Annotated in this window: 21 protein-coding genes; 2 read left to right on the plus strand and 19 right to left on the minus strand. The window is 69.7% G+C overall.

Annotation, left to right across the window (positions count from 1 at the left end):
* Nucleotides 1–88 precede the first annotated feature (88 nt).
* The 11 genes from ADL25_RS00545 to ADL25_RS00595 form a co-directional block, all read right to left on the minus strand.
* Nucleotides 89–931 carry a shikimate dehydrogenase gene (locus ADL25_RS00545; protein ID WP_059125550.1) on the minus strand — a complete coding sequence of 281 codons (843 nt, stop codon included), beginning with the start codon at nt 929–931 and terminating at the stop codon, nt 89–91.
* Nucleotides 928–2769 (minus strand): endolytic transglycosylase MltG, encoded by a 1842-nt coding sequence (mltG, locus tag ADL25_RS00550; protein ID WP_059125551.1) that lies wholly within the window; start codon nt 2767–2769, stop codon nt 928–930. Before mltG ends, ADL25_RS00545 begins: the two co-directional genes overlap by 4 nt.
* A gap of 123 nt (nt 2770–2892) precedes the next feature.
* Nucleotides 2893–3357, minus strand: a complete 465-nt coding sequence (gene ruvX, locus ADL25_RS00555; protein ID WP_059125552.1) for a Holliday junction resolvase RuvX — start codon at nt 3355–3357, stop codon at nt 2893–2895.
* A 14-nt stretch (nt 3358–3371) separates the two neighbouring features.
* Nucleotides 3372–6044 carry an alanine--tRNA ligase gene (gene alaS / locus ADL25_RS00560; RefSeq protein WP_059125553.1) on the minus strand — a complete coding sequence of 891 codons (2673 nt, stop codon included), beginning with the start codon at nt 6042–6044 and terminating at the stop codon, nt 3372–3374.
* The gene (locus ADL25_RS00565; RefSeq protein WP_059125554.1) at nt 6044–6391 is read right to left on the minus strand and encodes a hypothetical protein; all 348 of its coding nucleotides are present in this window, start codon (nt 6389–6391) and stop codon (nt 6044–6046) included. The genes alaS and ADL25_RS00565 overlap by 1 nt, the downstream gene beginning before the upstream one ends.
* A 7-nt stretch (nt 6392–6398) precedes the next feature.
* Nucleotides 6399–6854, minus strand: a complete 456-nt coding sequence (locus ADL25_RS00570; protein WP_059125555.1) for a DUF948 domain-containing protein — start codon at nt 6852–6854, stop codon at nt 6399–6401.
* Nucleotides 6855–7045: 191 nt separating this feature from the next.
* Nucleotides 7046–7660 carry a 30S ribosomal protein S4 gene (gene rpsD, locus ADL25_RS00575; protein ID WP_059125556.1) on the minus strand — a complete coding sequence of 205 codons (615 nt, stop codon included), beginning with the start codon at nt 7658–7660 and terminating at the stop codon, nt 7046–7048.
* Between the two features lie 340 nt (nt 7661–8000).
* Nucleotides 8001–9356, minus strand: a complete 1356-nt coding sequence (locus ADL25_RS00580; RefSeq protein ID WP_059125557.1) for a replication-associated recombination protein A — start codon at nt 9354–9356, stop codon at nt 8001–8003.
* A 79-nt stretch (nt 9357–9435) separates the two neighbouring features.
* Complete coding sequence (locus ADL25_RS00585; RefSeq protein WP_059125558.1) at nt 9436–10092, minus strand: vitamin K epoxide reductase family protein; 657 nt, start codon at nt 10090–10092, stop codon at nt 9436–9438.
* Nucleotides 10093–10513: 421 nt separating this feature from the next.
* Nucleotides 10514–11776: a histidine--tRNA ligase gene (gene hisS / locus ADL25_RS00590; RefSeq protein WP_059125559.1), complete on the minus strand. Its 1263-nt coding sequence runs from the start codon at nt 11774–11776 to the stop codon at nt 10514–10516.
* 11 nt (nt 11777–11787) lie between these two features.
* A complete protein-coding gene (locus ADL25_RS00595) occupies nt 11788–12501 on the minus strand; it encodes an MBL fold metallo-hydrolase (protein ID WP_059125560.1) in 714 nt (237 codons plus the stop codon).
* A gap of 167 nt (nt 12502–12668) precedes the next feature.
* Here ADL25_RS00595 and ADL25_RS00600 point away from each other — a divergent pair, with 167 nt between their 5' ends.
* Entirely contained in the window at nt 12669–13490 is an 822-nt protein-coding gene (locus ADL25_RS00600; protein ID WP_059125561.1) for a peptidylprolyl isomerase, read from the plus strand.
* Nucleotides 13491–13624: 134 nt separating this feature from the next.
* Nucleotides 13625–14854 carry a DUF349 domain-containing protein gene (locus ADL25_RS00605; RefSeq protein ID WP_059125562.1) on the plus strand — a complete coding sequence of 410 codons (1230 nt, stop codon included), beginning with the start codon at nt 13625–13627 and terminating at the stop codon, nt 14852–14854.
* Between the two features lie 91 nt (nt 14855–14945).
* On the opposite strand, the gene ADL25_RS00610 is transcribed toward ADL25_RS00605, so the two are convergent.
* The 8 genes from ADL25_RS00610 to ruvC all read right to left on the minus strand — a co-directional run bounded on the left by ADL25_RS00610 (nt 14946) and on the right by ruvC (nt 24118).
* A complete protein-coding gene (locus tag ADL25_RS00610; RefSeq protein ID WP_059125563.1) occupies nt 14946–17465 on the minus strand; it encodes a RelA/SpoT family protein in 2520 nt (839 codons plus the stop codon).
* Between the two features lie 204 nt (nt 17466–17669).
* The gene (locus ADL25_RS00615; protein WP_059125564.1) at nt 17670–18209 is read right to left on the minus strand and encodes an adenine phosphoribosyltransferase; all 540 of its coding nucleotides are present in this window, start codon (nt 18207–18209) and stop codon (nt 17670–17672) included.
* Nucleotides 18206–19321 (minus strand): protein translocase subunit SecF, encoded by a 1116-nt coding sequence (secF, locus tag ADL25_RS00620; protein WP_059125565.1) that lies wholly within the window; start codon nt 19319–19321, stop codon nt 18206–18208. Before secF ends, ADL25_RS00615 begins: the two co-directional genes overlap by 4 nt.
* 3 nt (nt 19322–19324) lie before the next feature.
* The gene (gene secD / locus ADL25_RS00625; RefSeq protein WP_059125566.1) at nt 19325–21088 is read right to left on the minus strand and encodes a protein translocase subunit SecD; all 1764 of its coding nucleotides are present in this window, start codon (nt 21086–21088) and stop codon (nt 19325–19327) included.
* A 133-nt stretch (nt 21089–21221) separates the two neighbouring features.
* Entirely contained in the window at nt 21222–21713 is a 492-nt protein-coding gene (yajC, locus tag ADL25_RS00630) for a preprotein translocase subunit YajC (protein WP_059125567.1), read from the minus strand.
* Between the two features lie 164 nt (nt 21714–21877).
* Entirely contained in the window at nt 21878–22948 is a 1071-nt protein-coding gene (gene ruvB, locus ADL25_RS00635; protein WP_059125568.1) for a Holliday junction branch migration DNA helicase RuvB, read from the minus strand.
* A 37-nt stretch (nt 22949–22985) separates the two neighbouring features.
* The gene (ruvA, locus tag ADL25_RS00640) at nt 22986–23591 is read right to left on the minus strand and encodes a Holliday junction branch migration protein RuvA (protein ID WP_059125569.1); all 606 of its coding nucleotides are present in this window, start codon (nt 23589–23591) and stop codon (nt 22986–22988) included.
* The gene (gene ruvC, locus ADL25_RS00645; protein WP_059125570.1) at nt 23588–24118 is read right to left on the minus strand and encodes a crossover junction endodeoxyribonuclease RuvC; all 531 of its coding nucleotides are present in this window, start codon (nt 24116–24118) and stop codon (nt 23588–23590) included. Before ruvC ends, ruvA begins: the two co-directional genes overlap by 4 nt.
* Between the last annotated feature and the right edge of the window lie 14 nt (nt 24119–24132).

Genomic DNA, 24132 nt, shown 5'->3' on the forward strand with positions numbered 1-24132 from the left:
CACCTACGATCCTCCCACGTCCGGTACCGGGAACAGCCCCAGGTCCAGCAGGCGGACGTGCGCGGGCCCTGCGGGGGGCCCGCTTCCGTCACCTTCGGCGGGCCGCCAGGGCGTGCTCCCCCGCCGTGCGCATGGCGTCCGCGGGGGCCGGGGCACAGCCGGTCATCTGCTCGACCTGGAGCACGGCCTGGTGCACCAGCAGGTCCAGGCCGCCGACGACGGCACCTCCGTACATCGACCAGCGGGCCGCGAGCGCGGTGGGCCAGGGGTCGTACAGCACGTCGAAAAGGGTCGTGGGGCGTTCGGGGACGGCCGCGGCCAGAGCGTCCGTCGTACCGGCGGGTGTGGTGGCGACGACGAGCGGGGCGCGCAGCGCCCGGTCGGCCTGCGACCAGTCGGCGGTGCGGACGTCGGCCTCGAGCCGCTCGCCCCACTGGCGCATCTCGGCGGCCCGCGCCTCACTGCGGACGTAGGCGACGATCTCGCCGGTGCAGACCCGGGCCAGCGCCGCCAGTGCGGAGGCGGCGGTGGCGCCGGCACCGAGGACGGCGGCGGAGTCGACCTGCTCGATGCCGCGCTCGCGCAGGGCGGCCACCATCCCGGGGATGTCGGTGTTGTCCCCGAGGCGTCGCCCGTCCTTCGTGAGTACGACGGTGTTGACCGCCTCCACCGAGGCGGCGGTGTCGCTGATGGAGTCGAGCAGCGGGATGACGGCCCGCTTCAGCGGCATGGTCAGCGACAGGCCCGCCCACTCGGGGCCGAGCCCCTCAACGAACCCCGGCAGCGCCGCATCGTCGATCTCGAACCGGTCGTAGGACCAGTCCTTCAGCCCGAGCTCGTCGTACGCGGCGCGGTGCAGCACCGGAGAGAGGGAGTGGGCGATCGGGGAACCGAGGACGGCGGCCCGGCGCCGGTCGGCGGTGCCCGTCATTGATTCTTCTTCTTCTGTTCTTCGAGGTACTTATCGCGGTTGCGGTTCTGCTCCTCGTTCGTCTCGGCGAAGAGGGTCTCGTTCTCGTTGATCGAGACGAAGTAGTACCAGTTGCCCTTCGCCGGCTTGAGGGCGGCCTTGATCGCCACGTCGCCGGGGTTGTCGATCGGTCCGGGCGGCAGTCCCTTGAACTTGTACGTGTTGTAGGGGTTGTTGATCTGCCGCAGCGCGTCGACGGAACCGGTGTCGAGCTTGGACTGACCACGCAGGTAGTTCACCGTGGAGTCGAAGTCGAGCAGTCCGTAGGTCTCGGTGTTGTCCGGCTTGAGCCGGTTGTAGACGACCGTCGCGACCTTCTCGAAGTCGTGCTTGTACTTGCCCTCGGCCTGGACGAGGCTCGCGACCGTGAGCACCTGGAGCGGATTCTCCAGGTTGAGGCTCTCGGCCTTGGCCTGGATGCCCAGTGCGGCGTACTTCTCCTTGGCCAGGTCGACCATCTGCTTCAGGACGTCCTCGGGCTTCATGCCCTTGGCGACCGGATAGCTGGAGGGATAGAGGAATCCTTCCAGCGGGTCCTGAATGGCCTTGTCGCTGTTGGCCCAGTCGGGAAGGCCGAAGCTCTTCCACTCCTTCTTGGCGACGCCCGCGGTGGTGCCCGCCTTGAGTTTCAGCCGCTCGTCGATCGCCGTGTAGATCTTCGTATTGCGCCAGCCCTCGGCGATGATCAGGTTGTTCTTGCTCCTGGGGCTGAGCATCAACTCGACGGCCGCGGCCGCGGACATCTGTTTGTTCAGCGTGTACGTGCCCGCCTGGATGCTCTTACCTGCGGAGTTCTGCTCCTGCGCGGCCACGAAGGCGTCGACGCTCTTGACGACACCCGCCTTCTTCAGCACCTGTCCGATGACGGAACCGGTGGCGCCCTGCGGGATGGTGACCGCTACCTGCTGGCCGTTCCCCTCGCCCTCGTAGTCGGGCGCCGGACCGAAATGGCTCTGATAGAACTGGTATCCGACATATCCGACACCGCCCACACCTCCGCCGAGCACCAGCACCACCGCCAGGCAGGCACACCCGTTGCGGCGCTTCTTGCCCGTGCCCTTGTCGCCGCGCCCCTTGCGGCCGTCGGCCGCCTCGTCATCGGCGTCGTCATCGGCGTCCCCGCCCGCGAAGAAGGCGTGCTCACCCCGGTCCGGTCCCGGGTCCCAGTCGGTCTCGGGCTCCGGCTCCGCCCGCCGCCGGTTCGGCGGCTCGGGCGGCGGATACGCGTCGGGGGTCTGGTAGAAGTCCGGCTGCTCGGAGCCGTACGGCGCCGACGGACCGTTCGCGTAGGGCGCGCCGGACTGACCGCTCGGGTCCCAGCCGGCGTTGCCGTGACCCTGCTGCGCCTGCCCGGGGTACTGCTGTCCCTGCTGCTGGCCGTACGGCTGTCCGGGCTGCGGGTACTGCTGCTGTCCGGGCTGCGGGTACTGCTGCTGCCCCGGCTGCGGGTACTGGGGCTGACCGTGCTGCTGCCCGGCCTGCGGATACTGCTGCTGACCGGGCTGCGGGTACTGGGGCTGTCCGCCCTGCGGGTACTGGGGCTGACCGTGCTGCGGGTACTGCTGCTGACCCGGCTGCGGATACTGCTGGTACCCCTGCTGTCCCTGGTCGTATCCGGCCTGCGGGGCGCTACCCCAGTCGCCGTAGTGCTGCTGCGGCTGCTCCGGGTGCTGCTGCGGCTGGCCGCCGTAGGGGGGCTGGGGCGCCTGGCCCTCATGCCCTCCCCATCCGCCGTCCCCGTACAACGGGTCCTCCGGATGCCACGGTGCGGAGCCTTGGCCCCGGCCATACTCAGTCATCGATCCCCTAGAGCCTCGAAGCGGCGGTCGCAGGCTCCGGTGGCCCGGCTTCCGTTCCGCCCCATTGCCGTGCGACGGCTGTTCGAACACCATCGCATCGCGCGGAACGTTACCGTATCGCGATCAGATGACCACTTCGACGCCCTCGCCGGGTGCTTTACCTGACACTCGCTCGGATTCCAGCGCCTGCTGGAGGATGATGACAGCCGCCGCCTGGTCGATCACCGACCGGCCCTTCTTGGACTTCACACCCGAGGCGCGCAGTCCCTGACCGGCGGTCACCGTGGTCATCCGCTCGTCCACGAGCCTGACCGGAACGGGCGTGATCAAACGCGCCAGTTCCTGCGCGAATCCCCGTACCTTCACGGCGGCCGGACCCTCCCCTCCCTTCAGGGAACGGGGCAGGCCGACGACGACCTCGACCGGCTCGTACTCCTCGACGAGCTGCTTCAGCCGGCGCTGGGCCGCCGGGACGTCCCGGCCGGGAACGGTCTCCACCGGAGTGGCCAGGATCCCGTCGGGGTCGCACGAGGCGACCCCGATCCGGGCGTCACCGACGTCGATCGCGAGTCGGCGTCCTCTTCTCATACCGGTGCCGATCCCTACTTGGCGGTCTCGGCGACCAGGCGCTCGACGGCCTCGACGGCCTCGCCGACGGCGCCCGGGTTCTGGCCGCCGCCCTGCGCGACGTCCGGCTTGCCGCCACCGCCGCCACCGAGGGTCTTGGCCGCCGTGCGGACCAGGTCACCGGCCTTGAGACCGCGCTCGCGGGCGGCGTCGTTCGTGGCGATGACCGTGAGGGGCTTGCCGTTGTTCACGGTGAACAGGGCGACCACGGCGGGCCGTCCCCCCTGGATCCGGCCCCGCACGTCCAGCACCAGCTTGCGCAGGTCGTCGGGTGTCGTGCCGTCCGGCACCTGGCCGGTGACCACGGCGACTCCGCGCACGTCCTTGGCGGACCCGGCGAGCCCGGCGGCGGCCTGCAGCACCTTCTCGGCGCGGAACTTCTCGATCTCCTTCTCGGCGTCCTTCAGCTTGCCGAGCATGCTGGAGACCTTGTCGGGCAGGTCCTCGGGGCGGCCCTTGAGCAGCTCGGTCAGCTGGTTGACGACCGTGTGCTCGCGGGCGAGGAAGTTGTAGGCGTCGACGCCGACCAGGGCCTCGATACGGCGCACACCCGAACCGATCGACGACTCGCCGAGCAGCTTGACCAGACCCAGCTGGGCGGTGTTGTGCACGTGCGTGCCGCCGCACAGCTCCTTGGAGAAGTCGCCGATGGTCACCACGCGCACGCGCTCGCCGTACTTCTCGCCGAACTCGGCGATGGCGCCCTGCTTCCTGGCCTCGTCGATGCCCATGATCTCGGCCTGGACGTCCAGATCGCGGGCGAGCACCTCGTTGATCTTCTGCTCGACGTCGGTCATCACGGTCGTCGGGACGGCCGACGGGGAGCCGAAGTCGAAGCGGAAGCGGCCGGGCTGGTTCTCGGAACCGGCCTGGGCGGCCGTCGGGCCGAGGGCGTCGCGCAGGGCCTGGTGGGTCAGGTGCGTGGCCGAGTGGGCACGGGCGATGGCCTTGCGGCGGCGGGTGTCGATCGAGGCATGGGCCTTGGCGCCGACCGTGACCTCGCCGACCTGGACCACGCCCTTGTGGACGTAGACGCCGGGGACCGGCTTCTGCGTGTCACGGATCTCGATCACGGCACCGGAGTCCGCCTTGATGCGGCCGGTGTCGCCGATCTGGCCACCGCCCTCGGCGTAGAACGGGGTGCGGTCGAGGACGATCTCGACCTCGTCGCCCTCCGTGGCGGCCGGGGAGGAGACGCCGTCGACGAGGATGCCGACGATCGTGGACTCGCCCTCGACGTCCGAGTAGCCGATGAAGTCGGTCTCGCCGGCGCTGTCGGCGATCTCGCGGTAGGCACCGAGGTCGGCGTGGCCGGTCTTCTTGGCCTGGGCGTCGGCCTTGGCGCGCTCCCGCTGCTCCTTCATCAGGCGGCGGAAGCCGTCCTCGTCGACGCTCAGACCCTGCTCGGCGGCCATCTCGAGGGTGAGGTCGATCGGGAAGCCCCAGGTGTCGTGGAGCAGGAACGCCTTGTCGCCGGACAGGATCGTGCCACCGGAGGCCTTGGTCTCCGTCACGGCGGTGTCGAGGATGTTGGTGCCCGCCTTCAGCGTCTTGAGGAAGGCGTTCTCCTCGGCGACGGCGACCTTCTCGATGCGCTCGCGCTCGCTGATCAGCTCGGGGTACTGGCGGCCCATCATCTCGATCACGGTGTCGATCAGGTCCTTGACCACCGGGCCGGTGGCGCCGAGCAGGCGCATGTTGCGGATGGCACGGCGCATGATGCGGCGCAGGACGTAGCCACGGCCCTCGTTGCCGGGGGTGACGCCGTCGCCGATCAGCATGGTGGCGGTGCGCATGTGGTCCGTGACCACGCGCAGCGAGACGTCCGACGCGTGCGAGTGGCCGTAGGCGACACCGGTGAGCCCGGTGGCCTTGTCGATCACGGCCATGGACGTGTCGATCTCGTACATGTTCTGCACGTCCTGCAGAATCATGGCGAGCCGCTCCAGGCCGAGCCCGGTGTCGATGTTCTTGCTCGGCAGGTCGCCGAGGATCTCGAAGTTCTCCTTGCCGATGCCCTCGCCGCGCTCGTACTGCATGAAGACGAGGTTCCAGATCTCCACGTACCGCTCGTCGTTGACGGCGGGACCGCCCTCGGCACCGAACTCGGGGCCGCGGTCGTAGTTGATCTCGGAGCAGGGGCCGCACGGTCCGGGCACGCCCATGGACCAGAAGTTGTCCTTCATTCCCAGGCGCTGGATGCGCTCCTTGGGCACACCGACGACCTCGTGCCAGATCTGCTCGGCCTCGTCGTCGTCCTTGTAGACGGTGATCCACAGGCGCTCGGGGTCGAGGCCGTAACCGCCCTTGTCCTGGGGCGAAGTGAGCAGCTCCCAGGCGAGTTTGATGGCGCCTTCCTTGAAGTAGTCGCCGAAGGAGAAGTTGCCGCACATCTGGAAGAAGGTGCCGTGCCGGGTGGTCTTGCCGACCTCTTCGATGTCGGGCGTGCGCACGCACTTCTGCACGCTGGTGGCGCGCACGAACGGCGGCTTGACCTCACCCAGGAAGTAGGGCTTGAAGGGCACCATGCCGGCCGGGACGAGCAGCAGAGTCGGGTCGTCCGCGATGAGCGACGCCGAAGGGACGACGGTGTGACCGCGCTCCTCGAAGAAGCTCAACCAGCGGCGGCGGATTTCAGCCGACTCCATCAGTGGTCCTCATTCCGGTTGTTCGAGTACATCGGGGGCTCGATGTACTTGGGGCTGTTGCGGTTCTCGATGACGGCGTGCCGCCGGGGTGCCGGGAGTTGGTCGACGGACGCGTTCAGGCCCAGCGCGTCGTCGAGTTCGGCTTCCCGCTGGGCCATGCCGGCGCGGACGTCGGACGCGAAGTCCGCTGCGCGGTCCTTGAGCCGGTGCCCCGCCTCCAGCGCCTTGTTCGCGGCCTGAGCGGCCAGACTCTCGGGCGTCAGCTGCCTCAACTTGCGGTTGACCTTGGTGGTGGCCCAGACACCGGCGGCGACGCCCGTGGTGAACCAGAACGTACGGCGGAACATCGCTCGGTCAGTCTCTCTTTTCCCGGGTGTTCCGCTTGCCCCGCCGCGGGGACGGGACGGTGCGGCCCACGATCACGGTACGCCGGGGCGCCTTGGCGGGCACGTTCTCACGGCGGCCGACGATCGCCCGGCGGACGCCGTAGCCGAATGCCGCGACCTTGACCAGGGGACCGCCGAAGGTGGACGCGACGGTCGTCGACAGCGCCGACGCGTTCGACGTGACCTCCTGGACGTCCGACGCGATCGCGTCGACCCGGTCGATCTGGGTCTGTGCGGAGCGCACCGCGCTGGAGGCGTCCGACAGCAGCGGAACGGCTTGGTCGGTCACCTCCGACACCAGCTTGGTGGTCGCCCTGAGCGTCTGGGCCAGCCTCGCCAGTGCGACGGCGAGGAAGGAGACCAGGATCGCCCAGAAGACCGCCACGAGGATCCCGGCCACCTCACCACCGGACACCGTGCGCACCCGCTCCCTGGAACGTGCCTGAACATCAAAAAGTCGTCCCCCGAGCCTATCGCGCCGGGGCGGCCGGTCCGTACCGGATTAGGGCTGTCCGCCGGCGGAATGCGACAGCCCGCCGGCTCGCCCGCCCGCGCGTGCGGGCGGAGAGACGGCGGGCTGCTGCGTGGGACGTACCCGTGTTCGCCGAGAAGTGATCAGCGGGCGTAGTACTCGACGACGAGCTGCTCGTCGCAGATCACCGGAACTTCCTTGCGGTTCGGCTCGCGGTCCAGGCGGAACGCCAGGGACTTGAGGTTCACCTGCAGGTAGCGCGGGGTCTCACCGTCGGGGGCGAAGCCACCCTCGCGGGCGATCTGGAAGAGCGTCTTGTCCCGGCTGCGCTCGCGGACCATCACGACGTCGTCGGGACGGACACGGAACGACGGCTTGTCGACCTTCTGACCGTTGACCTCGATGTGGCCGTGGACGACCATCTGGCGGGCCTGGTAGATCGTGCGGGCGATGCCCGAACGCAGGACCAGCGCGTCGAGGCGACGCTCCAGCTCGACGATCAGGGCCTCACCGGTCTTGCCCTGGATCTTCGACGCACGCTCGTAGGCGCGCACCAGCTGACGCTCGGAGATGTCGTACTGAGCGCGCAGACGCTGCTTCTCCAGCAGACGGACCTTGTAGTCCGAGTTCTGCTTGCGGCCGCGGCCGTGCTCGCCCGGCGGGTAGGGACGGGCCTCGAAGTACTTGACGGCCTTCGGGGTCAGCGCGATGCCGAGGGCACGCGACTTCTTGACCTTGGGGCGGGACTGGTTCGCCATGAACCAAACACCTCGTGTTTCTCTGTGGAATCGGCTTCACCAGGGTTAGGGGAGGTCGCATCCGCAGCCGGGGAATCCCTGCGGGTCCACATGGGACCTGCCGGGCAGCCGCTCCCCTGGTCTGGGCACATACGTGCAGCACGCGAGTGGCCCACCTACCTGTGACCCCCGGAATGACCGAAGGAGGTGGTGGGCTGCCCGCGACACCGTTCGACGGTGCGCGACGCTCCTGGATCCCCGCACCTGACGGCGACGGGGTTCCGGCTGGTTGTCCCGTTCTGGTGGTGTCCGGCCGGGGCCGGACACGGGACTCAGCACTCCGAGCAATTCTACAGGGTGGCTACGGCTGCTTTCGACGCAGGTGCTTACGGGTCCACTCCACGGCGTCCGCGTACCGCGCCTCCGCGCCGTGCCGGGAGGGCGTGTAGTACTCGCGGTCCTTGAGCGCGTCCGGTGCGTACTGCTGGGCGGCGATGCCCTCGGGCAGGTCGTGCGGATACACGTACCCCTGCGCATGGCCCAGCTTGGCCGCGCCCTTGTAGTGCCCGTCACGCAGATGCGGGGGCACGGGGCCGGCCAGCCCCTTGCGCACGTCCTCCATGGCGGCGCCGATCGCCGTGGTCGCCGCATTGGACTTGGGTGCGAGGGCCAGGGCGATCGTGGCGTGGCTGAGGATGAGCGCGGCCTCCGGGAAGCCGATCATCGCGACGGCCTGCGCTGCCGCGACCGCCGTCGGCAGCGCGTTCGGATCGGCGAGGCCGATGTCCTCGCTCGCGGAGATCATCAGCCGGCGGGCGATGAACCGGGGGTCCTCCCCCGCCTCGATCATCCGGGCCAGGTAGTGGAGCGCCGCGTCGACGTCCGAGCCCCGGATGGACTTGATCAGAGCGCTCGCCACATCGTAGTGCTGGTCGCCGTCGCGGTCGTACTTCACCGCGGCGCGGTCGACGGTCTCCTCCAGGGTCGTCAGAGCGATCTCCGACTCCCCCTTGTCGAGGGCCGCACCGGCGGCGGCCTCCAGAGCAGTCAGGGCCCGGCGGGCGTCGCCGCCGGCGATCCGCAGCAGATGGTCCTCGGTGTCCTCGGGGAGCGTGACGGCGCCGCCCAGTCCGCGCTCGTCGGTCAGCGCGCGGCGCAGCAGGCCGCGCAGGTCGTCGTCCGTGAGCGGTTCGAGGGTCAGCAGCAGGGAGCGGGACAACAGCGGGGAGATGACCGAGAAGTACGGGTTCTCCGTCGTGGCCGCGATCAGGGTGACCCAGCGGTTCTCGACGGCCGGCAGCAGGGAGTCCTGCTGGGCCTTGCTGAAACGGTGGATCTCGTCGAGGAAGAGGACTGTCTCCTTGCCGAAGCCGCCGGTGGCCCGCCGGGCGCCGTCGATGACCGCGCGGACCTCCTTCACGCCCGCGGTGATCGCCGACAGCTCGACGAAACGCTTGTTGGTGGCCTTGGAGACGACATACGCGAGGGTCGTCTTGCCCGTGCCGGGCGGACCCCAGAGGATCACCGACGAGGGTCCGGCCGGGCCGCCGTTGCCCTCGCCGACCAGTCTGCGCAGCGGAGAGCCGGGCTTCAGCAGATGCTGCTGGCCCACGACCTCGTCGAGGGTGCGAGGGCGCATCCGGACCGCCAGGGGGCTGCCGGTCGGGTCCTTCTCCTGGCGTTCTTCTGCGGCGGCGGTGAACAGGTCGGGCTCCACGCTGAAACCCTATGTCACCCCACTGACAACGCCGTCGCGCCCGTCGCCCGGTCCGGGGTCCGCCGCGCCGTGGAACCGCTCAGGCCCAGAGCTGACTGCCCCAGCGGGTCAGGATCAGCATGGCGATGATGCCGACGTGGGTGAGCGGCAGGACCCAGGTGAACTCGCCGAGGAAGTTCTTCACCGGGCGCGGGGCCCGCAGGAAGTCGTTGCGGACGTTGAACGACGTCACGTACCAGAACATGGTGATCGTGGCCACCCAGGCCAGCGAGCACCACAGGCACAGCGCGTTGATCCGGTACAGGGACTCGAACTGCAGCCAGGTGACGAAGCCCACGCCGAAGAGCGTGCCGAAGTTGAAGGTGAGCCAGTACCAGCGGGGGTAACGCGTACGGGCCAGCAGGCTCATCCCGACGCAGATCACGATGCCGTAGCAGACGAGGCCCAGCATCGGGTTGGGGAACCCGAAGGCCGCGGCCTGCTTGCTCTCCATGACGCTGCCGCAGGAGACGATCGGGTTGATGCTGCAGCTGGGCGTGAACGTCTTGCCGCTCACCTTGCCCTCGAGGATCTTGAACTTGTCGATCGTGATGACCCACGCGGCGAGCAGACCGGCCGCACCGGTGATCACCAGCAGCAGGGCGAACGCGCGACTGCCGCCCACCGTCCGGGGCGCGTCCGCGCGTTCCGACTCGGTCGACTCGGTGGAGACGTCCTTCACTGTCGTCTTGCTCATCACGTCGATTCCGATACTCGAGGGGCGGACCTGCGGTCAGTGGTCATTGTGCCGCACGTGAGCACGTGTCCACCGTTCGATGGACATAAGGAAGTACGGGCGGCCTCCGCCGAGCGTTCGGTTCCGGCCGGGGTCGTGGCCAGGGCCACACCCACGGACGGGCTCGCGTCGGAGGCCCGGGGCCTGCGCCGCCGCAGGGGACCGCGCTGCCCACCCGGACACGGGCCGGGCCGGCGGTGTCCTGCGGCCCCCGCGCACCGTGTGTGCCGCGCGCCCGAAAACGCATCATCCCGCTGGACCAATCGGCGTCCGCGGAATTGACGCTCCGCACGACGGCCCGGACCGTCCGTATCGCCGCCGCGTCACCCGGCGCGCATGACGAGGGCCCCGGGGATCGTCCCCGGGGCCCTCGTACGGACGCTCAGCCGAGCTTGGTCTCCAGTTCCGCCACGATCTCGTTCACACCGACCGCGGCCTGCTCCCCGGACTCCATGTCCTTGAGCTGGACCACGCCCTCGGCAAGATCCCGCTCGCCCGCCACGATCGTGTAGCGGGCGCCGCTGCGGTTCGCGTTCTTCATCGCGCCCTTGAGGCCCTTGGCGCCGTACGAGAAGTCCGCCGCGATGCCCAGCTTGCGCAGCTCGGTGACCTTGGCGAAGAGGATCCTGCGGGCCTCCTCGCCCAGCGGGACCGCGAACACGCTGGTGGACGCGGGCAGTTCGAGCTCGACTCCCTCCGCCTCCAGGGCGAGCACCGTGCGGTCGACGCCCAGCGCCCAGCCGACGGACGGCAGCGAGGGTCCGCCGATCATCTCCGACAGACCGTCGTAACGGCCGCCGCCGCCCACGGCGGACTGGGAGCCCAGACCGTCGTGGACGAACTCGAACGTGGTACGTGTGTAGTAGTCCAGGCCCCGCACCAGCTTGGGGTCGTCCTCGAAGGGCACGCCCGCCGCGGTGATCAGCTCGCGGACCTCCTCGTGGTACGCCTTGCAGGCGTCGCACAGGTAGTCGCGCAGCAGCGGGGCGCCGGTCAGCTGCTTCTGTACGGACTCCCGCTTGTCGTCGAGCACGCGCAGCGGGTTGATGTCGACCCGGCGGCGCGTGTCCTCGTCCAGGTCCAGTCCGCGCAGGAAGTCCTGGAGCGCGGCGCGGTAGACCGGTCGGCACTCCTTGTCGCCCAGGCTGTTCAGCAGGATGCGGAAGCTCCGCAGCCCGAGCGAACGGTAGGCCTGGTCGGCCAGGATGATCAGCTCGGCGTCGAGGAACGGGTCCTCCGCGCCGATCGCCTCCGCGCCGACCTGCGAGAAGTGGCGGTAACGGCCCTTCTGGGGGCGCTCGTAGCGGTAGTAGGAGCCGGAGTACCAGAGCTTGACCGGGAGGTTGCCCGCCTTGTGCAGGTTGGCCTCCAGGGCCGCGCGCAGCACGGAGGCGGTGCCCTCGGGGCGCAGGGCCAGCCTGTCGCCGCCCTTCGTCTCGAAGGCGTACATCTCCTTGGTCACGATGTCCGTGGACTCGCCCACGCCGCGTGCGAACAGCTCGACGCTCTCGAAGCCGGGCGTCTCGATGTACCCGTACCCGGAGTTGCGCAGCGGGGCCGCGATCGCCTCGCGCACGGCGAGGTACTTGGCGGACTCGGGTGGGATCAGGTCGTACGTGCCCTTGGGGGCCTTGAAGGTGCTCACGAAAGGTCTCGTCACATTCCTCGTCGGGGAGCGTCGTCGACGTTCGCTCCCGGGCCGGCGGCCACCTGTCGCAGATACGGATTGGCGGCGCGCTCCCGGCCGATGGTCGTCTGGGGGCCGTGACCGGACAGCACCACGGTCGAGTCGTCGAGCGGCAGGCACACGCGGGCCAGCGAGTCGAGCATCTCGGCCATGTCACCGCCCGGCAGGTCGGTGCGTCCGATGGAGCCGGCGAACAGCAGATCGCCCGAGAAGAGGATCGGCGGGATGTCCGCCGCCTCGGGCACGCCGAAGGTCACCGACCCCTTGGTATGGCCCGGCGCGTGTGCGACGGACAGCTCCAGACCCGCCAGATGCAGCCTCGCGCCGTCGCTCAGCTCCTTGACGTCGTCCGGCTCGCCCACCGCCAACTCGCCCATCAGCGGCATCCCGATCGAGCGCCCGAGCGCCTTCTCCGGGTCGCTCATCATGTAGCGGTCCTCGGGGTGGATCCAGGCCGGCACGCCGTGCGCGCCGCACACGGGGACGACCGAGGCCACGTGGTCGATGTGCCCATGGGTGAGGACGACGGCGACGGGCTTGAGCCGATGCTTCTCGAGTGCTTCCTCGACTCCCTGGGCGGCCTGGTGGCCTGGGTCGATGATCACGCACTCCTCACCCGCGGCGGGGGCGACCAGGTAACAGTTGGTCCCCCAGGCCCCGGCGGGGAACCCGGCAATGAGCACGATCGTCCTTCGTTGTGTAGTGCGGGGGTGACTGGCTGTGGGTCAGAGCCTACCGGCGCTGCCGATTCCTCAGCGAACCCATATACGGTACGGGGCACACGCCTGCGGACGGCACACCCGACGCACGCGTAACCGTCGGCGTACGAGACGCATGAGGAGACAACCCCGTGGTCAGCCAGGATCAGCGGCGGCGACAGCTCGCCCGGGAGAAGTTCTTGCGGCAGCAGCAGCGGCGCACGGAGACGCGGCGCAAGGCACAGACCCGCAACGCCGTGATCGCATCGGTCCTCGGCGTGGTCGTCGTGGGCAGCGTGGTGTCGTTCACCACCGGTGTCTTCACCGATGACGACAAGAAGGCGAACGCGAGCGCGGAGGTGACGCCGAGCGCCTCCGCGCCCAGCAAGGCGCCGGACCCTTGCCAGAAGCCCGCCCCCGGCAAGGTCGAGGCGCTGAGCTGGAAGAAGGAGCCGGCGATGACCATCGACACGTCGGCCAAGTACACGATGAAGCTGGCGACCACGTGCGGTGACATCGGCATCGCGATGAAGACGGCCGCGGCCCCGCACACCGTCAACTCCTTCGACTTCCTGGCGAAGAAGGGCTTCTTCGACCACACCAAGTGCCACCGGCTCACCACCAACGGCATCTACGTGCTGCAGTGCGGCGACCCGCAGGGCACCGGCGCGGGTGGTCCCGGCTACACCATCCCGGACGAGAACCTCAAGGACACGAGCCTGAAGGGGAACGTCTATCCGGCGGGCACGGTCGCCATGGCGAACACCGGGCAGAAGCACAGCGGAGGCAGCCAGTTCTTCCTCGTCTACCAGGACAGTCAGTTGCCGCCCAGCTACACACCGTTCGGAACCATCGACCCGGCGGGCATGAGCGTCCTGAAGAAGATCGCCGCCGCCGGTGAGAACACGGGCGCGGGTGACGGAGCGCCGAACGCGACCGTCGTGATCAACAAGGCGTCGGTGACGAAATCCTGACCGTCAACTGCGAAATTTCGGTCGCGCGGGATGCGGACAGCCGCCCCGCCGGTCGCCTATGTTGGCGGTGACGAAACTGTGGACGATGCCGGGGGCGCTGAGGCACCCCGCAGGCATCATGTGGAGGAGGCGCTGTGAGCAGCGACCCGTGGGGCCGCGTCGACGAGACGGGGACCGTGTACGTGCGAACGGCCGACGGCGAGAAGGTCGTCGGCTCCTGGCAGGCCGGCTCCCCCGATGAGGCGCTGGCCTACTTCGAGCGCAAGTACGAGGGCCTGGTGGTCGAGATCGGCCTCCTCGAGAAGCGCGTCCAGACCACCGACCTGTCGGCGAAGGACGCCCAGATCGCGATCGACCACCTTCGTGAGCAGGTCGAGGCGCACCACGCGGTCGGCGATCTGGACGCGCTGCGGGCACGCCTGGACAAGCTCGTGGGGACGGTCGATGCGCGCCGCGAGGAGCGCAAGGTACAGCGCGCCAAGCAGTCCGACGAGGCACGGCACTCCAAGGAGGCGCTGGTCGTCGAGGCGGAGGAGCTGGCCCAGTCCGACCAGTGGCGGGCGGCCGGCGAGCGGCTGCGGGCGCTGGTCGACACCTGGAAGGGTCTGCCGCGGCTGGACCGGAAGTCGGACGACGAGCTGTGGCACCGCTTCTCGCACGCCCGCTCGGCGTTCTCCAAGCGTCGCAAGGCCCACTTCGCGCAGCTCGACGCGCAGCGCGAGGACGCCCGCAAGACGAAGGAGCGGCTGGTCTCGGAGGCCGAGGCACTGTCGGGCTCGAGCGATTGGGGTCCCACGGCGGCGCGCTACCGCGATCTGATGGCCGAGTGGAAGGCCGCGGGCCGCGCCCAGCGCGAGCACGAGGACGACCTGTGGAACCGCTTCCGCGGCGCGCAGGACGTGTTCTTCGCGGCCCGCGGCTCGGTCTTCGCGGAGCGTGACGCCGAGCAGTCCGAGAACCTCAAGCTCAAGGAGGAGCTGGCCGAGGAGGCGGAGAAGCTGCTGCCGATCACGGACCTCAAGGCCGCCAGGGTCGCCTTCCGCTCGATCAACGAGCGTTGGGAGGCCATCGGCCATGTGCCGCGCGACGCGCGCCCGCGCGTCGAGGGCCGAATGCACGCGGTCGACCGGGCTCTTCAGGACGCCGAGGAGAACGAGTGGCGCCGTACGAACCCGGAGGCGCGGGCGCGCGCCGAGGGGCTCACGGGGCAGCTTCAGGCGGCCGTCGACAAGCTGCGGGCCCAGATCGAGCAGGCGCGCACCGCCGGCAACAGCTCGAAGGCCGAGAAGCTGGAGAGGGAGCTGGAGGGCCGTCAGGCGCTGCTGGACCAGGCTCTCAAGGGGCTGCAGGAGTTCGGCGGCTGACCGGTTCCGCGGGCTCGAACGAAAAGGGCTCCCGTACCTCGTGTACGGGAGCCCTTTTCGTGTGCCGGTCGTGTGCCGGGCCGCAGGACGACTACGACGGCCTGCGTGCCGACGTGACGCGGTAGACGTCGTACACGCCCTCCACGCCCCGGACCGCCTTCAGGACGTGCCCCAGATGCTTGGGGTCGCCCATCTCGAAGGTGAAACGGGAGGTGGCGACGCGGTCGCGGGACGTCTGGACCGCGGCCGAGAGGATGTTGACGTGCTGGTCGGACAGGACCCGGGTCACGTCCGAGAGCAGTCGTGAGCGGTCGAGCGCCTCCACCTGGATCGCCACGAGGAAGACCGAGGACTGGGTCGGGGCCCACTCCACCTCGAGGATGCGCTCGGGCTCCCGCGACAGCGACTCCACGTTGACGCAGTCGGTGCGATGGACCGACACCCCGCTGCCCCGGGTGACGAAGCCGATGATCGGATCGCCGGGGACGGGCGTACAGCAGCGGGCCAGCTTGACCCACACGTCCTCGACGCCCTTGACCACGACGCCCGGGTCCTGGTTGCGGCGCCGCTTGCGGCCGCGGCCCCGGGCCGGCGGAACGGCCTCGTCGATCTCCTCGGTGGCGGCCTCCTCGCCGCCGAGCGCCTGCACCAGCTTCTGCACGACGTTCTGAGCGGCCACATGGCCCTCGCCGATCGCCGCGTACAGGGACGAGATGTCCGGATAGCGCATCTCGTGTGCGAGCGTCACAAGGGAGTCGCCGGTCAGGATGCGCTGGATCGGCAGGTTCTGCTTGCGCATCGCCCGAGCGATCGCGTCCTTGCCCTGCTCGATCGCCTCCTCGCGCCGCTCCTTGGAGAACCACGCGCGGATCTTGTTGCGGGCACGCGGCGACTTGACGAAGCCGAGCCAGTCGCGGGACGGGCCCGCACCCGGTGCCTTGGAGGTGAAGACCTCCACCAAGTCGCCGTTGTCCAGGGTGGATTCGAGGGGTACAAGACGGCCGTTGACCCTGGCCCCTATCGTCCGGTGGCCGACCTCCGTGTGGACCGCGTACGCGAAGTCCACCGGGGTGGCACCGGCCGGAAGCGCTATGACGTCGCCCTTAGGCGTGAAGACGAAGACCTCGTTGCGGGACAGGTCGAAGCGCAGGGACTCCAGGAACTCGCTCGGGTCCTCGGTCTCCTTCTGCCAGTCCAGCAACTGGCGCAGCCACGCCATGTCGTTGACGGCGTCCTTGTCCTTGGCGTTCGAACGAGGCGCGTCGGTACGGACCTTGGAGGCGCCCGCGACGGCCTCCTGCTTGTACTTCCAGTGCGCGGCGATGCCGTACTCGGCGCGGCGATGCATGTCGAACGTGCGGATCTGCAGTTCGACGGGCTTGCCGTTGGGCCCGATGACCGTCGTGTGCAGCGACTGGTACATGTTGAACTTGGGCATCGCGATGTAGTCCTTGAACCGCCCCGGAACCGGGTTCCAGCGGGCGTGGACCGTGCCCAGTGCCGCGTAGCAGTCGCGGACCGTGTCGACGAGCACGCGGATGCCGACCAGGTCGTAGATCTCCGCGAAGTCACGGCCGCGGACGATCATCTTCTGGTAGACGCTGTAGTAGTGCTTGGGTCGGCCGGTGACGGTCGCCTTGATGCGTGCCGAGCGCAGGTCGGCCTGGACCTCGTCGGTCACTATGGCGAGGTACTCGTCGCGCTTGGGGGCGCGCTCGGCGACCAGGCGCACGATCTCGTCGTACATCTTGGGGTAGAGGATCGCGAAGGCGAGGTCCTCGAGCTCCCACTTGATGGTGTTCATGCCCAGCCGGTGGGCGAGCGGCGCGTAGATCTCCAGCGTCTCGCGCGCCTTCTTCTCCTGCTTCTCGCGCTTGAGGTAGCGCATGGTGCGCATGTTGTGCAGGCGGTCGGCGAGCTTGATCACCAGGACGCGCGGGTCCTTGGCCATGGCGACGACCATCTTGCGCACGGTCTCGGCCTGCGCCGCCTCGCCGAACTTCACCTTGTCCAGCTTGGTGACGCCGTCGACGAGGAGCGCGACGGTGTCCCCGAAGTCACGGCGCAGCTGCTCGAGACCGTACTCGGTGTCCTCGACGGTGTCGTGCAGCAGCCCCGCCATCAGGGTCGCCGGGTCCATGCCCAGCTCGGCGAGGATCGTCGTCACCGCGAGCGGGTGCGTGATGTACGGGTCGCCGCTCTTGCGTTTCTGGCCGCGGTGCCAGCGCTCGGCGACCTGGTAGGCGCGCTCGATCTGGCGCAGCGTCGCGTTCTCGATCTTGGGGTCGTTGCTGCGCACTATCCGCAGCAGCGGCTCGAGGACCGGGTTGTACGGGTTGGCACGCTGCACACCGAGCCGGGCGAGGCGCGCCCGCACACGGTTCGAGGAGCCGGAGCGGGAGGGCGGGGCCGGAGTGGGGCGAACCGCCGCGGAGCGCTCGGCGGGGGCCGGCTTGGGGCGCGACTGCTCGGCGGCCTGGCCGACGGGCGCCGACTGGGCGTGCTCGACCGGCCCGTGCGGGGCGTCCTTCGCACTCCCTGCGGGCTTCGCCGCGGCCTTCGACGTCGGCTCGGGCTTGGCGGCGGTCAGTGGCTGGGCCTCGTCTGGCAACAGGGCTCCTCTGCGCGTTCCGGGTCCCTCGGGCAGGCCCCGGAGACCCCATGGTAGCGATCCTGGGCTCCGGGCTCGCCTCCAGTGTGTGGGGACGACCTTCGCTCGTACAAACGCACGAGGCGGGCGCCGGATTCCTCCGGGCCCGCCTCACGGTGTACTGCGGCCCTCCGCACCCTTGCGCTCGGGTTACCGCAGTGGGTCTCAGACCTGAAGCAGCGCCTCCAGCGGTGCCCCGTCGAGGGCCGGCGCCAGGCGGGCACGCCCGCCAAGGAAGCCCAGCTCCATCAGCACGGACACACCGGCCACCTCGGCGCCCGCCCGGCGGATGAGCCGGAGCGAGGCCTCGGCGGTGCCGCCGGTGGCGAGGACGTCGTCGACGACCATCACGCGGTCCTCGGCGGACAGGTCCTCGGCGTGCACCTCGATCTCGGCGGTGCCGTACTCCAGGTCGTACGCCTGCCTGAGGGTGGCACCGGGGAGCTTGCCCGCCTTGCGCACGGGGACGAAGCCGACGCCCGCGCGGACGGCGACCGGGGCGCCGAGGATGAAGCCCCGGGCCTCCAGACCGACGATCTTCGTCGCCCCGTACCGCGCGGTCAGCTCCGCCAGCGCCTCGGTGAGTGCGGAGAACGCCGCCGGGTCCGCGAGCAGCGGCGTGATGTCCTTGAACATCACGCCCGGCTCCGGGTGGTCCGGGACGTCCCGGATACGGCTGAGGAGCAGGGTGCGTATGTCGGTCATCGGCGCTTTCCGGAGGGTCGGCCGCGACCACGGGTGCGCGACGCGGGCTGGTGACGCTGACCCACGACGGCAGGCGCGGCGTCATCCGGCTCGAAGTCGTCCGGGTCCCCGGCCGCCCGTTCGTCGAGGGGTTCCTCCGCCGCGGCGGCCTGGGCCCGCTTGGCGAGAACGCGCTTCTTGAGGGCCTTCATCTGCGGCTCGCGCTCCTTGAGGTCGGCGACGAGCGGCGTGGCGATGAAGATCGACGAGTACGCACCGGCCGCGAGACCGACGAAGAGCGACAGGGAGATGTCGTTCAGCGTGCCCGCGCCGAGGAAGCCACCACCGATGAACAGCAGACCGGCGACCGGCAGCAGCGCCACCACGGTGGTGTTGATGGAACGCACCAGGGTGCTGTTGATGGAGCGGTTGGCGACGTCGCTGTAGGTCCAGCGGGTCTGCTTGGTGAGGTCCTTCGTCTGCTCCTTGAGGCTGTCGAAGACGACGACCGTGTCGTAGAGCGAGTAACCGAGGATCGTGAGCAGACCGATCACCGTACCGGGCGTGACCTCGAAGCCGACGAGGGCGTAGATACCGGTCGTGATGGTGATGTCGTGGATCAGCGCGACGAGAGCCGCGACGGCCATGCGCCACTCGAAGGCGATCGCCAGGTAGATCACGACGAGGACCATGAAGATCGCCAGGCCCTGCCAGGCCTTGCTGGCGACCTGCTCGCCCCAGCTGGGACCGACCAGGTCCGCGTTGATCTTCTCGGAGTCGACGCTGAGGTCCTTGGCGAGCTGGTCCTTGATCTGGTCGGCCTTGCCGGTGTCGACACCGGCGATCTGGATGCGCAGACCGCCCGTGCCGAGCTTCTGCACGACCGCCTGGTGACCCGCGGAGTCCTCCGCGTACGTCTCGGCCTGCGCGACCGAGACGCTGGTCTTCGGGGTGGTGAAGACGGCACCGCCCTGGAACTCGATGCCCATGTTCAGGCCGCGCACCGTCAGGCCGAGGATGGCCGCGAGGGTGATCAGGATCGAGACGCCGTACCAGATCTTGCGATTGCCGACGAAGTCATAACCGACCTCGCCTCGGTGGAGCCTGGCGCCGAGGTTGCCGAGCTTGGACATCTCTCACGCCTCCTTCGGGTCGACGGGGGCGGAGGGACGACGGGTACGCCGCAGGGGCGGCTTGGCGCCGAGACGCTTGGGGTCGAGGCCGGACCAGGTGTGGCCGCTCGCGAAGAACTTGCGGCGCGCGAGGATCGTCATCAGCGGCTTGGTGAACAGGAAGACGACGACCACGTCGAGAACCGTGGTGAGACCGAGCGTGAAGGCGAAGCCCTGTACCTTGCCGACGGTGACGATGAACAGCACCGCCGCGGCGAGGAACGACACGAAGTCCGAGACCAGGATGGTGCGCCGGGCACGCGGCCAGGCCCGCTCGACGGCGGGCCGCAGCGAGCGGCCCTCTCGGATCTCGTCCCGGATGCGTTCGAAGAACACGATGAACGAGTCCGCGGTGATACCGATGGCGACGATGGCACCACAGACCGCCGGCAGGTTCAGCGCGAAGCCGATGGTCGGGCCCAGCAGCGACATGATCACGTAGGTGAGGACGGCCGACACCAGCAGCGACGCGATCGCGATCATCGACAGACCGCGGTAGTAGACCACCAGGTAGATCACGACCAGCGCGAGGCCGATCGCACCGGCGATCAGACCGGCGTGCAGCTGCTCACCGCCGAGCGCGGCGGTGACGGTCGTGACGCTCTGCTCCTCGAAGGAGAGCGGAAGGGCACCGTAGGACAGGACGTTGGCCAGGTCCTTGGCCTCGGTCTGGTCGAAGCTGCCGGTGATCTCGGCGTTGCCGCCGGTCAGCGCCTGCTGGACGTAGGGGTCCGAGACGACCTCACCGTCGAGGACGATGGCGAACTGGTTCTGCGGCGACTGGTTCTGCGCCAGCTTCCCGGTGATGCTCGCGAACTTCTTGGCACCCGCGGACGTGAAGTCCATGGTGACCTTCCAGCCACCTGCGCCCTGGGTGTCGTAGACCGCCTGGGCCTTCTTCACGTCCGTACCGGCGACCTCGGCCGGGCCGAGGACGTACTTCTGCCACTGCTTCTGCGAGTTCTGACCACAGGCGACCGTGGGCTCGGTGGGCTTGGCGCCCACACCGGCCTTGGCACGCACGGCCGGGGCGGCGCAGTCCAGCGCGGCGTACTGGGCCTGGAGCGCGGCGGTCGCGTCGGAGCCGCCGCTGGGCGACGGGGAGGCGCTGGGTGCGCTCGAGGAGGCCGGGGCGGAGCCGGACGGCGTCGGCGACGAGGTGGCCTTCAGGGCGTCCGTCACCGGGCGGCCCTGCGAGGTGGCGGTCGCCGACGGCGTGGCGGACCCGGACGGAGTCGGGGAGCCGGACGAGGTCGCCTTGCTGCCGGACTGCGCGGAAGGGCTGCCGGAGGCGCTCGGCGTCGCGCCCGGGGAGGCCGCGGCGCCGCTGACCTCGGTGGCCAGAACGGGGCGGAAGTACAGCTTGGCCGTGGTGCCGACCTGGTCCCGGGCCTGCTTGGAGTTCGTGCCCCGGGGGATGTTCACGATGATGTTGCGATCACCCTGCGTCTGGACCTCGGCCTCCGAGACACCCAGACCGTTGACACGGCGGTTCATGATGTCGACCGCGGTGTCCATGTTGGTCTTGTTGATCGCGGATTCCTGGCCGCTCTTCGCCGCGAGCGTGATGCTCGTGCCACCGGCGAGGTCGATGCCGAGACGCGGAGTGGTGTGTCCGGAGGCGAACATTCCCCCGGTGAGCGCCGCGATGGCGATCAGGATGAGGGCCAGCGAGCGACCTGGCTTGCTCTGGGCGCTCGCGCTCCGGCCCTTCTTCGGTGCTGCCACCTTCTCGTACTCCCTCTCAGGCCGCCGCGCGCGGGGTCAGCGTGCGGGGGGCCATGACATTTTGTCGGGATTCCGCGCGAAAACCGCACAACCCGGGACCGGGGCGCGTCGGCGCTCCGGTCCCGGGACACGGCTACTTCGCGTCGGCCTCGCCGTCGGTCTTCTTGAGCTCTGCTGCGTCGGCCTTCGCCTCGGCCGGCTTGTCGGCGGCGTCCTCGGCCGCGTCCTTCTTGCCGAGGTCCACGGGCTTGTCGTCGGAGGCGTCGGCGGCGGGCTCGTCGGTCTCGGTGAGGGAGGAGGCGTCGTCCGGCACCACACTGCCGTCGGCCTTCAGATCGTGCTCGACGCCGTGCACGATGCGGTTGTACTCGTCGTCGGTGAGGACGGCGCCGATCGCGTTCTTCGCGAAGAGCAGTTCCACGCCCGGGCCCGCGTCAAGAAGGACCGTGTCCTCGTTGACCTCCTTGACCGTCGCGTACATGCCCCCGATCGTGCGGACACCACTGCCGGGCTGCATGTCGTTGCGCATGTTCGCGGCCTGCTGCTGCTTGCGCTTGGCCGAACGGGTCATGAGGAACATCGCCGCGATGAGCACGATGAACGGGAGGAGGGTCAAGGTATTCACGGGACGGAGTTTCCTTCGCACGACCGCTGAATCGGCGGCCTGGTGGATGGGGGTGGTCGGCACCGCCCCTTAGAGGCGGCATCGGCGGAGTCTAAGCGAGTCCGCACGCATGGAACAACGCTCAGCATGGCACCGGGGTTCCTGGTGGTGCGAGTACCGCGCCGTCACGCCCCGAACAGGTCCTGTTGTCCGTTTCCCCCCGTGGATCCGTGGGGCGCGGTGAGGCCGAGATGGGTCCAGGCCGCCGGGGTCGCCACACGTCCTCGCGGGGTGCGGGCGAGAAGGCCCTCCCGGACCAGAAACGGTTCGGCGACCTCTTCCACGGTCTCACGTTCCTCCCCCACCGCGACCGCCAGCGTGGACAGGCCCACGGGGCCGCCGCCGAACAGCTTGAGCAGCGCTTGGAGGACCGCACGGTCGAGCCGGTCGAGGCCGCGGGCGTCCACCTCGTAGACGCCGAGCGCCGCGCCCGCGATCTCGCGGGTGATCACGCCGTCGGCCTTGACCTGCGCATAGTCCCGGACACGGCGCAGCAGGCGGTTGGCGATACGGGGGGTGCCACGCGACCGCCCAGCGATCTCCGCCGCCCCGTCGGTGTCGATCTCGACGTCGAGGAGGCTCGCCGAGCGGTGGATGACCCGCTCCAGCTCCACGGGCTCGTAGAACTCCATGTGCGCGGTGAAGCCGAAGCGGTCGCGCAGCGGGGGCGGCAGCAGCCCGGCCCGGGTGGTGGCGCCGACCAGGGTGAACGGCGGCAGCTCCAGAGGGATGGCGGTGGCGCCCGGTCCCTTGCCGACGATCACGTCGACGCGGAAGTCCTCCATCGCCATGTAGAGCATCTCCTCGGCGGGCCGGGACATGCGGTGGATCTCGTCGAGGAAGAGGACCTCGCCCTCCTGCAGGGAGGAGAGGATCGCCGCGAGGTCGCCGGCGTGCTGGATGGCGGGACCGCTGGTGATGCGGATGGGAGCGCCCATCTCCGCCGCGATGATCATCGACAGCGTCGTCTTGCCGAGGCCGGGGGCGCCGGACAGGAGTACATGGTCGGCGGTGGCGCCCCGGGCGCGGGCGGCGCGCAGCACGAGGTCGAGCTGCTCGCGCACCTTCTCCTGGCCGATGAACTCGTCCAGGTCCTTGGGGCGCAGCGCGGCCTCGACGGCCTGGTCCTCACGGTCGGCGGACGCGCCGACGAGCCGCTCGGCGGCGGGGGTGTCGGACGTGTCGTCCCAGTTCATGTGGTGTGCCTCGGGGTGTGGTGGTCGGGCCGGCGGGTCAGCGGGCTCGGTTCAGGGTCTGCAGGGCCGCCTTCAGGAGGACACCGACCTGCGGTGCGCCCTCGACGCTCTCCGCCTGCGGGGCGACCGCGGCAACGGCCTCGTCCGCCTCGCGGGTGGCATATCCGAGGCCGATGAGGGCCGCGTGCAGCTGGTCGCGCCAGCCGGAGGTCACCGGCCTGCCGACCGCGGGAGCGCCGATGGGCTCGCCGAGGCGGTCCTTCAGCTCCAGGAGCAGCTTCTGGGCGCCCTTCTTGCCGATGCCGGGGACCGCGATGAGCGCCTTCTCGTCACCGGTCGCCACGGCACGCCGCAGGGCGTCCGGGCTGTGCACCGCCAGCATCGACTGGGCCAGGCGCGGACCGACACCGCTCGCGGTCTGCAGCAGCTCGAAGACCTGGCGCTCGTCGTCGTCCGCGAAGCCGTACAGGGTCAGCGAGTCCTCCCGCACGACCAGGGAGGTGGCGAGCTTGGCCTGCCGGCCCACCCTGAGGCCGGAGAGGGTGTTCGGCGAGCACTGGACGGCGATGCCCACGCCGCCCACCTCGACCACCGCGGAGTCCGGGGCGACGGCGGCGACCGGGCCGCTGACGAAGGCGATCATGAGGAGCGGCCTTTCGATGCGTGCAGGGCGACGGCCTGCTGGAGTCGGTTCTGTGCGGGGGCGCGCCAGATGTGGCAGATGGCGAGGGCCAGGGCGTCGGCGGCGTCGGCAGGCTTGGGCGGGGCGTCGAGCCGGAGCAGCCGGGTGACCATGGCACCGACCTGTGCCTTGTCGGCACGTCCCGCGCCGGTGACGGCGGCCTTGACCTCGCTGGGGGTGTGCAGGGCGACGGGGATGCCGCGCCGGGCGGCGCAGAGCATGGCGACGGCACTGGCCTGGGCGGTGCCCATCACCGTCCGTACGTTGTGCTGGCTGAACACCCGCTCCACGGCGACGAATTCGGGCCGGTGCTCGTCCAGCCACTGCTCGATGCCCTGCTCGACGGCGACGAGGCGGTGCCCGAGATCGGCGTCCACGGGGGTACGGACGACGCCCACGCCGAGCATGGTCAACGGCCGCCCGGGAACGCCCTCGACGACCCCGACACCGCATCGGGTCAGTCCGGGGTCCACCCCAAGTACGCGCACGCGCCCCTCCGTTC

This window comes from Streptomyces sp. NRRL F-5122, from assembly GCF_001507435.1.
Lineage (GTDB): Bacteria > Actinomycetota > Actinomycetes > Streptomycetales > Streptomycetaceae > Streptomyces > Streptomyces lannensis.